Source organism: Nocardia sp. NPDC059228 (genome assembly GCF_042754245.1).
In the GTDB taxonomy this organism is placed as follows: Bacteria; Actinomycetota; Actinomycetes; order Mycobacteriales; family Mycobacteriaceae; genus Nocardia.
The window spans coordinates 243009-255318 of record NZ_JBHZAL010000008.1 but is presented as its reverse complement, the minus strand read 5'-3'; the positions used below and the strand labels follow the sequence as shown (position 1 = coordinate 255318).

The following is a 12310-nucleotide window of genomic DNA, read 5'->3' as shown; positions in this document are numbered from 1 at the left end:
TCGTCGTCGCGTCATGTCGTGAACCGTCCTCCTGCACCCATTCTGGTGCATCAGAACTCTCACAACCGCTGGACCTGCTCAAAGGGCTCCAGTCAATGTGGCCGGTGCAGGCTCGCACAAGTGGGTGATTTCCGGTCGAAATGGTGGTGGGTGATGGGGAAAGTGCGGGATCTGGCCGGATTACCGTCTGCGGCGTCTGATGGCTGCCGTGGCCTCGTCGACGCATCTGTCTACCGATTGATACACATCGGCTGCGGCGTACCTCAGCACGAGCCACCCATCGAGCATGAGCTCGTTCTGTCGACGCCTGTCGTGACGGAAGGTCCTCGACTCGCTGTGGAACTCGCGACCGTCGATCTCTATGACGGTGCGCGATCGTTCGTCGACGAAGTCGCAGCGGTACGGGCCGATCGGGTGATTGCAGAGCAGGCGCATGCCTCGGCGGTTCAAGGCTCGCGCGAACAGGCGTTCCGGCTCTGACGCCGCGTGGATCGCTGCCTCGCGGAGTTGCCTACGGACAGTGGAAGACCCATGCAGGTGGGATTCGCACAATTCGAGCAAGGCCGGCCCTGACACACGCCGGCCGACGTTCGGATCGATCAGCGCATCGGCTTCACGCTCGGGAAGGACCGAGGCGCAGTCGAACATGGTCAAGGCCGCTGTCGTGAGGGGCAGGTCGTAGCGCTCATCGATCCATTCGGCGCGGAGGCGGCGGCGGTAGAGCCGCAGCCAGTCCGGGGTGCAGCGGTCGGAAGCCTTGGGGATTGTCGCCTCCACGCGGGTCGGCTCATCAGGAAGGAGGCCGTGCAACCAGGCGGCGGTGCGATGGCTGAGGATCGCGCGCGGCTGCCAGGCGATGACCGCATGACATCTATCGAGAGTGGTTGGCGCGCCGAGGCAATACGTACGAGGGAGCAGTCGTCTGTAAACGCCGCGCCGGCAGCGGTCGTTGATCGTGCCGACCGGGATGCCCTCCGCGAGGAGTTCGCTGCGTGTACGAATCATCGGGCAAGCGTGACACTGCGCCCGGACAGAACCGTGACGGCGAGCTGCGATTATGTCGGGTCTGTGGATGGTGGCGCGGCTGTGGAAATCAGTTGGTTCGAGTGCCGACATTTTACTTGCGGATGAACCGGCCGGCGGTTGCTCGGGAGTCGTCGACGAGTCAGGCCGGCGCGGTGCTGGTGAGGTTTCGCCTGTGCAAACTCTTTCGGGGTCGGGAGCAGGTGCTGTTGGTTGCTGGAGTCGAGGAAGCGTGGGTTGACCTGGTGGAACCGGCGTGTGCGGCGGCCGTGAAGCGGAGGCCGGCGATAGGGTGGCGGGCGCGGTTCGGCTCCTGTGGCTAGAAATTGGTCAAGTGACCGACTAGTCTGCGGGAAACCTGAAATGAAACAGGTTCACTCTTTGGCGGGTGCGGGCTGGTTCGCATTGTCGCGGGTGTGGAAGTGAGGATGCGATGACTCTGTCCCGGCGGGCTGTGCTGGTGGGGGCTGCGGTGGGCGGCGTGGGGGCCGGTGCGGCGGCGTTCGGTGCGAATATGGTTGGGGCGCAACCCATCAGGCATCGGGCCGCGGGGCAGGATTACCTGGTCGGGGTGGGGATCGCGGATATCACCGGTGCCCCTGCGGGGCAGGGGATGATGGGGTACTCCGAGGCCGATCAGGTCACTACGGGGCTGTTGACGCGGTGTTATGCGCGGGCCTACGTCGTGGTGGATCAGGCTACGGGGGATCGGGTTGCGTTCGTGAACACCGACAATGCCTGCCTGTTCCAGTCGGTGCATCTGGTGGTGATGCAGAAACTTCAGCAGCGGTTCGGGGATCTGTATACCGAGCGGAACGTCAATCTCAATGCGACGCACAACCACAACTCGTGTGGTGGTACCGCGCGGGAGTATGCGTATTCGCTTGCGGCCATGGGGTTTCAGCAGAACTCGCATGATGCCGAGGTGAACGGAATCGTCAAGGCGATCGTTGCGGCGCACGAGAATCTCGGGCCGGGGTCGATCATGCTCGGGCGGGGGGAGTTGCACGATGCCAGCGTGAACCGGTCGCGGGTGGCGTTCGAGGCCAATCCGGATGAGGACAAGGCGGCGTTTCCGGATGCCATCGATCCGCAGGTCACCGTGCTGCGATTCCGGCAGGGCGGCAAGGATGTCGGGGCGATCACGTGGTTCGCGACGCACGGTACCTCGCTGACCGATCGCAACACCCTCATCTCGGCGGACAACAAGGGATACGCCAGTTATCGCTGGGAGCACGACGAGATGGGTGTGCGGCATCTGGACGGTACGCCATCGTTCGTGGCCGCCTTCCCGCAGACCAATGCCGGCGATATGACGCCCAATCTGTGGATCCGGCCCATGCATCCGTCGGGGCCGACCGAGGACAATCGCACCAACTGCGCCATTATCGGTGAGCGTCAATATCAGGCGGGCCGAAAGGCTTTCGATGCCGCGACGCCGATGGGTAGTGCCGGCGTGGATTCGGTGCTGCACTATGTGAACCTCGCGGACACCGCCATCGACGGCGACTACACCCCGGATGGCAAGCCGGCCCGCACCTCGCCCGCCATGATGGGCGCGGCGGCCATGGCGACCAGCACCGAGGACAATTGGAACTCGCAGCTGTCGTTCCTGCAGGAGGGCGACGCCAATCCGATGGTGGCCGCGCTCGGCGGACTCAACTCGCCGATCGAAGACTGGATGCGAGATGTGCAGGCGCCCAAGCTGATTCTGGCCCCGCTCGGAGTGCTGCCGCCACGACCGTGGGTGCCGCAGATCGTGCCGCTGCAGCTGATGCGCATCGGCGATCTCGTGCTGGCCTCGGGGCCATCGGAGTACACGGTCGTGTCGGGGCTGCGAATCCGGCGACTGGTGGCGCGGGCATTGAACGTGCCGCTGGAGAACGTGCTGCTGCAGGGCTACGCCAATGGCTACTGCGGATACGTCACCACTCCGGAGGAATACGCCTCCCAGCAGTACGAGGGTGGCGAAACCCTGTACGGACGTTGGACACTCTCCGCCCACATGCAGGAATTCGACCGGCTGGCAAAGGCTTTGGCGGCGCGCATCGACCTCGGCCGCGGCCCGGCCCCGCTCGACTGGGCCTTCGGATTGCAGCCGAACCTGCTGCCGCCGGTCCCGGCCGACGCGCCGCACGCCGGACGCGCGTACGGTGACGTCCTCACCCAGCCGAACGCGAACTATGCTGCAGGACAGATGGTTTCGGTGGAGTTCGTCGGCGCTCACCCCAATAACAACTTCCACCTGGACGGCACCTACTTCGAGGTCCAGCAGGGCTCCGGCGATGACTGGCGGCGCGTCTACGACGACAACGACTGGTGCACCGAACTGCACTGGTCCCGCCCGGACGGCCAGCCCGCCGCCTCCACCATCACTATCCAGTGGACGGTGCCGGACAGTGCCCCCTCGGGCCGCTACCGTATCCAGTACACCGGCGACAGCCGCGACGCGGGCGGAGCAGTCAACGAATTCACTGGAACATCGGCGGAATTCGTGATCGGCTGATCCTATGGTGTTTGTCCGGCCCGCCGACGTGGCGGACGAGAAGTTCCTGTGGGCCATGCTGTTCGAGGCGTCGTACGCCCGCGATCGCGGCATGGTCTCGCCGGATGAGCTGATGGATCAGCCGAAGCTCGCGAAGTATGTCCAGAACTGGGGTGCCGCAGGCGATCTCGGTGTGGTCGGCGGGTCCGACGGCGTACTGCTCGGTGCCGCATGGCTGCGCCGGTTCACCGCCGAAGACGCGGCCCTGGGGTACATCGACAGCGACACTCCGGAACTGGCAATCGGTGTCGCGCCCGAGAGCCGCGGTACTGGACTCGGGACCGCGTTGATGACCGCACTCCTCGACACCGCCCGCGAACAGTGCGACGCCGTGAGTCTGAGTGTCCGCCTGGAGAATCCGGCCCGGCGGCTCTACGAACGCCTCGGCTTCGTCGACGTCCCGGGATCAGAGCAGATCAATCCGGCCGGAACCACCAGCATCACAATGCTTCTCCGCTTCCGCTGACCGAGTATTCGGGCCCTCTCCGATCGGCACAACGCGCCCGGACAGACAGCTGCGACAGGCCCGTCCGCCGAGAACTATTGAGCGTTGGCGCCGCCGGTCCTCATCAACGGCAGGCCGACCGGCTCCAGCAGATCAGCCCTGCGGTGCAAGGTCGAATGCCAGCCGCCCTGGCGCAAGATAGTCGTCGCGGTCCAGCAGCATTTGCACCTCCGGCCGCTCACCCTCCGGAATCCGCGCCACTTCCTCGTGCAGCGGCGTCCGGAACGCCTCACCCCGGGCGGTGATCAACGGCAGCCAGTTGTCGTGATGGTTGGGCACGAACACCTTCGGCCGCAGCGCCTCGATATAGCTGCGCGGGTCACGCAGCCCATTGGCGAACTGGTTGTACCCCTGCACCGCGCCGATGTGCACGTCCGACGCGGGCAGCGCGCGCAGCACATCCAGGACGTGCGGAGCCTTGTCCAGCAGCGGGCCGGAAGAATCGTGCCAGGTCAGCACGAAATCACCGAGCCGGAACTGGTACAGCAGAACTCCGCCCTCCGGCGCGAGCAGATTGCGCGCCAGGTGTCCGGCGTCGGCCAGCCCCGGGGGATAGGCGCGGATATCGCACAGGCAGGGCTTGGGTCGCACGGGTGCGGAGGCATCCGCCCCCTCGTGCCGCGGTGTCCGCGCCGAGTGCAAGTGGCGCACCGCGGTCACCGACAGCCCCGGCGCGAGCTCGAAGTCGTAGCGGTCCCCCGGCGCGGACTTGCTGGAACCCAGTTCCTGACAAGCCAATTCGGCCCCGCCCACCTGCTTGCGAGCCGTCGCGCAGTGCTCGGCTGTCCCGTGCACCACCGCCCCGCTCGCCCGCGCGATCGCCCCCGCATCGGCCGCATGATCGAAATGCCCGTGCCCGATGAAGATCGCCGCCGGATCCAGCGCCGCGACCTCCTCCGGCCCGGTCGGCACATACCCGGACGTTGCCCCGCGCGGCACCCACGCGTCCAGCAGAAACACCACGCCACCCATGGCCACCGCGAAACTGGCACACCCGAACCAGGAAACCAGCACCTGATCCTCCCGCACCGCCCCGCTCACCGGGTCCACCGCCGCCTCCCCGAAAAAGCGCTGACGTGCGGCAATGGTCTGACTACTGGCCACCCGGTACCCCTTTGTCTCGCATCACAGCGGACACCGCCCGCCGCCGCCCCGCATTCTGCCTCTCTCCGCGTGACCTGTCACCCAACCGCCCGCTGACCCCGCACGAAGCTTGGCGTCCCTGCCCTGGACGCTGACGCAGCCATTCGACGTCGTGGCGGGTGCGGGCGAACGCCCGGGGCGGGTTGTCAAGGGTCGCTCGCACACTCGTGGAGGTAACCGAGACCTTGCCGTTGCCGTGGGCTATCGGTTGGTGAATCCTGGAATCACACCGTGACTAAGCGGTCGGTAAATGTTCAGCCTGCTGTTAATCAATCAGCGTTGCATCGTATTCAGAGGTAGCTGAACGACGGCTGCTCCGAGGGCAATTGGGGGCTCATCATGTACAACGACGTGCATGCGGCCGCGCGGGAACGCGATGACCACAAGTACACGATGCGCATCAGCCGGCTGGCAATCGACAAACTCGGCATTCGGCTCTACGACAGGGTCTCGGCGGTCCTGGCCGAACTCATCGCCAATTCCTACGATGCCGACGCCACCGAGGTAGAGGTCATGCTGCCGTGGGGTGCGATGCTGGCCGGAACCGTCAGGGCCGCAGACGAACCGGCATACGAGATCGTCGTCTCCGACAACGGGCACGGGATGACCGCGGAGGAGATCAACGAGCACTATCTGATGGTCGGGTCCGACCGGCGCGTGCGCACCGGGTCCGATCTGTCCCGGGAACGGCGACGGCCGGTGATGGGGCGCAAGGGAATCGGGAAGCTCGCCGCTTTCGGCATCTGCCGCACCATCGAGGTGATCACGGCGGGCAGCCGGGACGACGACCGAACCCCCCTGGGCTGGACCGTCTCCCACATCGTGATGGACCTCGACGACATGCTCTCCGACACCGAGAGCGACTACTTCCCCCGCCCCGGCCGGCTGGATGGCACGTTCGCCTCCCAACGGGGCACCACCGTCATTCTGCGGAATTTCTTTCGCAAGCGGGTGAATACGGGAACCGAACTGAACCGGCAGCTGGCGGCCCGTTTCGGCATCGAGCGTGCGGATTGGCGGGTCGAGGTGCGCAATGCCATCGGCCCGGAGAGCTTCATTCTCAGCCAGCTGCCGATCGACGTCATGGAGGAGACCCGGATCGACGCCGGCCGGGTGCCGGTGCGATTCGGGCGGCAATTCCTGCCGGTAACGGGCTGGATCGCCTATTCGAAGCAGCCCTACCGGGACGAGGCGATGGCCGGGGTCCGCATTTACGCGCGCGGCAAGATCGTCGCGCAGACAAGGGATTTCGGCATCTCCGCCGGATTCACCGGCGAATTCAAACTGCGCTCCTATCTGGTCGGCGCCATCCACGTCGACTGGCTCGACGATGACGACGATCTCGTCCGCTCCGACCGCCAGGACATCATGTGGAGCTCCCCGCGCGGTGAGGCGCTCGCGCAGTGGGGCCGGGCGTTGATCAAGGAGATCGGCAGGCTCGGCGAGAAATCCATCCGCCGCCGGGTCTGGGAGGAGTTCGTCGAGCGCTCGCGCATTCACGAGACCCTCGACGCCATCGCGCCCGGCGACCGCGTGTTCCGCGACTCCGTCCTGGACGCGGCGCGAATCCTGGTGGCGCACAAGGATCGTGCCTCGATGGACGATCCCGCGCACATCGAGAACATGCTGCGGCTGGCGCTGTCGCTGGGCCCGCAGCGCAGCCTGCTCGACACCCTCAAGGAGATCGCCGAGGACGCAGACCCCGCACTGGACGTGGTGGTCGCGCTGTTCGAGCGGGCCCGGGTGGCCGAGATCTACTCGCTGGGCCAGATCGCCAGTGAGCGTGTCGCCGTGGTGAACCGGCTGCGCTCGCTCATCGACGACCGCCGCTCCCTGGAACGACCCTTCCAGGAGCTCATCGAATCCGCCCCCTGGCTGCTCGCCCCCGAGTGGACACCGCTGGGCATGAACGAATCCCTCAAACGCGTGCGCGCCAGCTTCGAACGCTGGTACGCACAGAAATTCGGCACGCCGCTGGTGACCACGTCCATCGGCAGCGAGAAGCGCGAACCCGACTTCGTCCTGCTGCACGACTCCGGCGAACTGTGGATCGTCGAGATCAAGCGCATGGATTACCACCTCACCGACGAGGAGTACAACCGCGCCGTCAACTACCTCTACGAGCTCGACCACTTCCTCGACGAGAACCCTCGCATCGGCGCCCAATTCCCGCGCCGCCGCCTCACTTTCATCGTCGACCACATCGACAAGCTCGGCCCCGCGTCCCTCTCCTCCCTGGTCAGCGACCACCGAGTGGACCGCCGCACCTGGCGCGAACTGCTCGACGCCACCCTCCGAGCCCACCGCGACTTCCTCGAACGCGTCTACGCCATGCGAGATCCCGAAGCCGACGAGAACACCCCGCCCCGAAACATGCGCGCCGGCTGAGGAAACCAAGGTCAGGGAGCCCTCGCCGGGGAGATTCGCCCGAATCGCCACCACCAGCGCTCCCTGACCGCCAGCGACCCCGGGGTGGGGTCGCCCGCGCCGCATTGTCAGCGCCGGGCCGGAGGGGCACGGCCCGCGTGACGCGGCAATGCGCGATGCGGGGCGCGGTGCCCGGGCCGAAGAAGGGCCGGCCCGGGCACCTGCGGCGGAAAGCGCCGCGAAAGATGAGGCACCTGGCCGTGACTCGCGGTGACCTCGTCCCGCGGACGCGAATATACGAATGCGATGAGGCGGTCGTGCTGGGTGACACCCGCACGACCACCCTGGGCGAACCAGGATCAGGGAACTCTCGGTGCGGAGACTTCTCCGTATCGCCTCCATCACAGCTCTCTGATCCTGGTCGGGAAGTTGGTGGGATATGCGTCTGTGGGACGGTTGTGGTGGTGCGGATTCGAGGTGAAACGGGATGTGCGGGAAGGGCGTTGGCCAGGAGATTCGGCGCAGTGAAAGTCGGCGGGTGAGTGATGCGTGGGGGCAGGGAAACTCGATAGGGAGGTAGGGCCGTGTGAGTTGCCTTGGCCGTGGGAGCGGCTGGGCGGGCGTGGCGGCCGACCGTGTGGGCCGGGGGCGTGACACCATGGACCGCGGCACGCGCGGGGGCGTGGGAGTCCGGTCGGATCGAGAAGGTTTGGTAATGGTGCACGGCACGGTGAAGTGGTTCGACAGCGAAAAGGGGTTCGGGTTTCTGAGCCCGGACAGTGGCGGGCCGGACGTGTTCGTGGAGTACACCGCGGTGGAGGGCGAGGGCTTCCGGTCGCTCGTGGAGGGGCAGCGGGTCGAGTTCGAGGTGCGGCGCACCAAGCCGGGGCCCGAGGCGCTGATCGTGCGGGTCATTGCGGGAGCCGACTACTGAGTCGCGGCGTCCGGCCGAACACGCAGCGCGGCGGCCGTCCCGAGATGATCGGGGCGGCCGCCGCTGCGTGATGCTCGGGGGATTCTGTCAGCCGTGCAGCCGGCGCCGGAAGAACTCCGCGCATAGAGCCTGTGCATGTTGCCGGTGGGCCGCGTTGTCCCCGGCGAATTCCGCGGCGGCTCGCTCGAATTCGCTGGAGATGAACGTCGCGATCGGTTCGGGCACGCTGCCGGCGCCCATTTCCCGCGTGCGGGATTTCAACTCGGTCAGTTCTTTCACCGCGGTAGTGAAATCGTCGGGTAGGTCGCATTCGTCGAGCAGGGTCGACAAATGCATCGGCGCCACCGCTTTATCCGGGTATTCGTGTAGCCAGCGCAATGCCATGGCCGGCCGCAGCGAATAGAAAACCTTTTTCAGCGAACGATTGGTGTCGAAGAGACGCCATTGCCGGCGGCCCAGATGCAGGTAGTGCCGGGCCACCCGGTTGCGGTCGGCGACGTCGTCGGCCAGTGCGCGCAATTCGTCCCGGAATTGTGTGTCACCGCGGTAGACGATCGGAGACATCAGCCATTCGATGAGGACCGCGTTCCCGTTCACCAGCAGTCGCAGCGCCTTCACGAGGTCCCAGCCATTGACATCGAGTAAGCCAACCAAAGGGGTCTCGATGACGTCGCGACCGGGCCAGGGGGTGAGGTAGTCGTCCAGCGGCCGGAGGAAGACGAAGCGGCAGTCGTAGTCCGAGTCGGGGGAGGGGAAGCCCCAGGCGCGGCTGCCGCTCTCGATGGCGAGCAGCACGTCGACGCGGTGTTCGCGCACGATCCGGTCCAGTTCGCCGTCGATCGTGGCGACCACCGCCGGGTCCATGGAAGCGGGGATCGAGCGCAGGGTCATGGCGGTCGACGTTAGCGCCCCGGGATCCCGCTGGTCCACGCGTTTTCCGTGCGCCCAAGCCCCCAGAAATAGGGGCGTGATAGCCGCGTTATATGGCGGGAATTCGACACTCATATGAATGGTGCCACAGAATCCGGATGGCGTGACGCCGGTCACATAACGTAAATCCCTCGTAACAGGACGTGAAACCGGCTCGATAGGCTTCACGTCAGAAAGTTCGTACGGAATTCAGAAGAGGTATTTTCATGATCCCCGTTATCATCGACACCGGTTCCGCTGCCCTCAACGGCCTGCTCGACACCGGTTCGGCCGCGCTGCACGGCATCCTGTCCACCCTGTGGACCGGCTCCTTCGGCCGCTAGGAACTGCTGACGTCGATTACTCGACTTTCGAAAGCCCGGCCCCGGACTCCGTAGCTCCGATGCCGGGCTTTCGGCTATCCGTGAAGGGTGTCTCAACGCCCTGAATTGCGCCTCCAGAGCATGCAAGTCCGTCGAAGTCAGCCGAAAGTCGAGGCCATACTTTCGCTGAGACACCTTCCGGCAATGCCCTATTTCTGGCTGCGCCGTGGCCGACATCATGATCGCCGCTGCGGACCGGGCCGCCGACACACCGGCCTGGTGGGATGCCGACCTGCCGGCCGCCGGCATGGAACCCGCAGGTGAGAACCGATGCACCGGAAAGATCCACGCGAGAACGGGTATCGGGGCTGTCATTGTGAATATCGAAGCGCTGCATCCACTGGCGCAGATCTGGATCGACGGCGCGGTGGCGGATCCGATGCTGACGGCCGAAGTTGCCGCCTGAGCCGTGCTCCCGGAGCCGCTTCCGGATCTCCGACACACGCTCCGGGTAAACCCGCAGTTCACGGGTTTGATGGCAGTTGCCTACCAGGCGGTAAAACACCCCGGATCCCAGCGCACTAAGCTATCGCCCGTAAATCCCGGAACCCTTCCTCAGGAGTACCCCACCGTGAGCCAAGCAGGCCGTCCTGTTGTTCTGATCGCCGACAAGCTCGCCCAGTCGACCGTCGACGCGCTCGGCGACGGTGTCGAGGTGCGCTGGGTCGATGGCCCCAACCGCCCCGAGCTGCTCGCGGCCGTGCCGGAAGCCGATGCGCTGCTGGTTCGTTCGGCCACCACCGTCGATGCCGAGGTGCTCGAGGCCGGCAAGAACCTCAAGATCGTCGCCCGGGCCGGCGTCGGCCTCGACAATGTCGACGTGCCCGCGGCCACCGAGCGCGGCGTCATGGTCGTCAACGCGCCGACCTCCAACATCCACACCGCCGCCGAGCACGCCGTCACCCTGCTGCTCTCGGCCGCCCGCCAGATCCCGGCCGCCGACGCCACCCTGCGCGAGCACACCTGGCAGCGCAGCAAGTTCAACGGTGTCGAGATCTTCGGCAAGACCGTCGGCGTCATCGGCCTGGGCCGCATCGGCCAGCTGTTCGCGCAGCGCCTCGCCGCCTTCGAGACCAAGGTCATCGCGTACGACCCCTACACCTCGCCGGCCCGCGCCGCCCAGCTGGGCATCGAGCTGCTGACCCTGGACGAGGTGCTCGAGCGCGCCGACTTCATCTCCATTCACCTGCCCAAGACTCCTGAGACCAAGGGCATGCTGAACAAGGAGACGCTCGCCAAGACCAAGAAGGGCGTCATCATCGTCAACGCCGCCCGCGGCGGTCTGATCGACGAGCAGGCCCTGGCCGACGCCATCACCTCCGGCCACGTGCGCGCCGCCGGTATCGACGTCTTCGAGACCGAGCCGTCCACCGACAGCCCGCTGTTCAACCTGCCGCAGGTCGTGGTGACCCCGCACCTGGGCGCCTCCACCGCCGAGGCCCAGGACCGCGCCGGCACCGATGTCGCCAAGTCCGTGCAGCTCGCCCTCGCCGGCGAATTCGTGCCCGGCGCGGTGAACGTCACCGGTGGCGCGGTCAACGAGATCGTCGCCCCGTGGCTGGACATCGTCCGCAAGCAGGGCGCGCTGCTGGGCGCCCTCGCCGACGAGCTGCCGGTCTCCATCGAGGTCCAGGTCCGCGGCGAGCTGTCCTCGGAAGATGTTGCGGTGTTCGAGCTCTCGGCGCTGCGCGGCGTGTTCTCGGCCCTCATCGAGGACCCGGTGACCTTCGTCAACGCCCCGTCGCTGGCCAAGGACCGCGGCCTCGAGGCCTCCGTCACCACCCACAGCGAGAGCCCGACCCACCGCAGCCTGGTCGACCTGCGCGCCGTGTTCGGCGACGGCCGCACCCTGAACGTGGCCGGCACCCTGACCGAGCCCGCCCAGGTCGAGAAGATCGTCAACATCAACGGCCGCAACTACGACATGCGCGCCGAGGGCCTGAACCTGGCCGTCCTCGCCTACGAGGACAAGCCCGGCCAGCTCGGCCGCCTGGCCACCAAGCTCGGCGACGCGGGTATCGACATCCTCGCCGCCCAGCTCACCCAGGACCTCGACCAGGAAGGCGCCACCGTCGTCCTCCGCGTCAACAAGGAGGTCCCGGCCGAGGTCCAGACCTCCATCGCCGAGGCCGTCGGCGCGGCCAAGGTCGCCCTCGTCAGCCTGGACTGAGGCAGACCTCGCGCAATGCGATGAGGGCCCCTTCCACGGACAGTGGAAGGGGCCCGATGCGTTCGAGGGGAAGTATCAGCGACCCGGTCGGCGATCCCGGGCTTCGATCGCATCGCGCGCCTCGGCCAGACCGGCCGTCGGGTCCTGATCCCGGTACAGCTTGATGGCCTGGATCTTCTTGCCGCGCTGCAGGAGATCGTCGATCGCGCCGTAGTCGATGACGCCGCCCGGATCGGCGATACCCAGATGCTCGATGATGAGATCGATCTTGCGTTCCAGGCGATGAAGTTTGCGCTCGAGTCGGAGATTGTCGAACATCCACCGAACACTA

The 12310-nt window shown here is 66.3% G+C and carries 10 protein-coding genes; 6 read left to right on the top strand and 4 right to left on the bottom strand.

The window, feature by feature from the left end; translation table 11 throughout:
* Positions 1-180: 180 nt before the first annotated feature.
* Positions 181-1005: a DUF559 domain-containing protein gene (locus ACFXKA_RS16295; RefSeq protein ID WP_379427805.1), complete on the bottom strand. Its 825-nt coding sequence runs from the start codon at positions 1003-1005 to the stop codon at positions 181-183.
* A gap of 451 nt (positions 1006-1456) precedes the next feature.
* Between ACFXKA_RS16295 and ACFXKA_RS16290 the strand changes: the two genes are divergently transcribed.
* Both ACFXKA_RS16290 and ACFXKA_RS16285 read left to right on the top strand, forming a co-directional pair.
* Positions 1457-3529 carry a neutral/alkaline ceramidase gene (locus ACFXKA_RS16290; protein ID WP_379427804.1) on the top strand — a complete coding sequence of 691 codons (2073 nt, stop codon included), beginning with the start codon at positions 1457-1459 and terminating at the stop codon, positions 3527-3529.
* 4 nt (positions 3530-3533) lie between these two features.
* On the top strand, positions 3534-4034 hold the full coding sequence (locus tag ACFXKA_RS16285; protein WP_379427803.1) for a GNAT family N-acetyltransferase: 501 nt from the start codon (positions 3534-3536) through the stop codon (positions 4032-4034).
* 132 nt (positions 4035-4166) lie between these two features.
* Here the strand turns inward: ACFXKA_RS16285 and ACFXKA_RS16280 are convergent, their stop codons facing one another.
* Positions 4167-5177 (bottom strand): MBL fold metallo-hydrolase, encoded by a 1011-nt coding sequence (locus ACFXKA_RS16280; RefSeq protein WP_379427802.1) that lies wholly within the window; start codon positions 5175-5177, stop codon positions 4167-4169.
* Positions 5178-5555: 378 nt separating this feature from the next.
* On the opposite strand from ACFXKA_RS16280, the gene ACFXKA_RS16275 reads away from it, so the two are divergent.
* Both ACFXKA_RS16275 and ACFXKA_RS16270 read left to right on the top strand, forming a co-directional pair.
* Positions 5556-7604: an ATP-binding protein gene (locus ACFXKA_RS16275; protein ID WP_379427801.1), complete on the top strand. Its 2049-nt coding sequence runs from the start codon at positions 5556-5558 to the stop codon at positions 7602-7604.
* Between the two features lie 694 nt (positions 7605-8298).
* Positions 8299-8517, top strand: coding sequence for a cold-shock protein (locus ACFXKA_RS16270; protein ID WP_354837910.1), 219 nt, complete (start codon positions 8299-8301; stop codon positions 8515-8517).
* 87 nt (positions 8518-8604) lie between these two features.
* Here ACFXKA_RS16270 and ACFXKA_RS16265 read toward each other — a convergent pair whose 3' ends face one another.
* A complete protein-coding gene (locus ACFXKA_RS16265) occupies positions 8605-9564 on the bottom strand; it encodes a DNA polymerase beta superfamily protein (protein WP_379427800.1) in 960 nt (319 codons plus the stop codon).
* 411 nt (positions 9565-9975) lie between these two features.
* Here ACFXKA_RS16265 and ACFXKA_RS16260 point away from each other — a divergent pair, with 411 nt between their 5' ends.
* Both ACFXKA_RS16260 and serA read left to right on the top strand, forming a co-directional pair.
* Positions 9976-10215 (top strand): hypothetical protein, encoded by a 240-nt coding sequence (locus ACFXKA_RS16260; RefSeq protein ID WP_379427799.1) that lies wholly within the window; start codon positions 9976-9978, stop codon positions 10213-10215.
* A gap of 165 nt (positions 10216-10380) precedes the next feature.
* The gene (gene serA, locus ACFXKA_RS16255) at positions 10381-11979 is read left to right on the top strand and encodes a phosphoglycerate dehydrogenase (protein WP_354837904.1); all 1599 of its coding nucleotides are present in this window, start codon (positions 10381-10383) and stop codon (positions 11977-11979) included.
* A gap of 75 nt (positions 11980-12054) precedes the next feature.
* Here the strand turns inward: serA and ACFXKA_RS16250 are convergent, their stop codons facing one another.
* Positions 12055-12297, bottom strand: coding sequence for a hypothetical protein (locus ACFXKA_RS16250; RefSeq protein WP_379427798.1), 243 nt, complete (start codon positions 12295-12297; stop codon positions 12055-12057).
* Positions 12298-12310 lie beyond the last annotated feature (13 nt).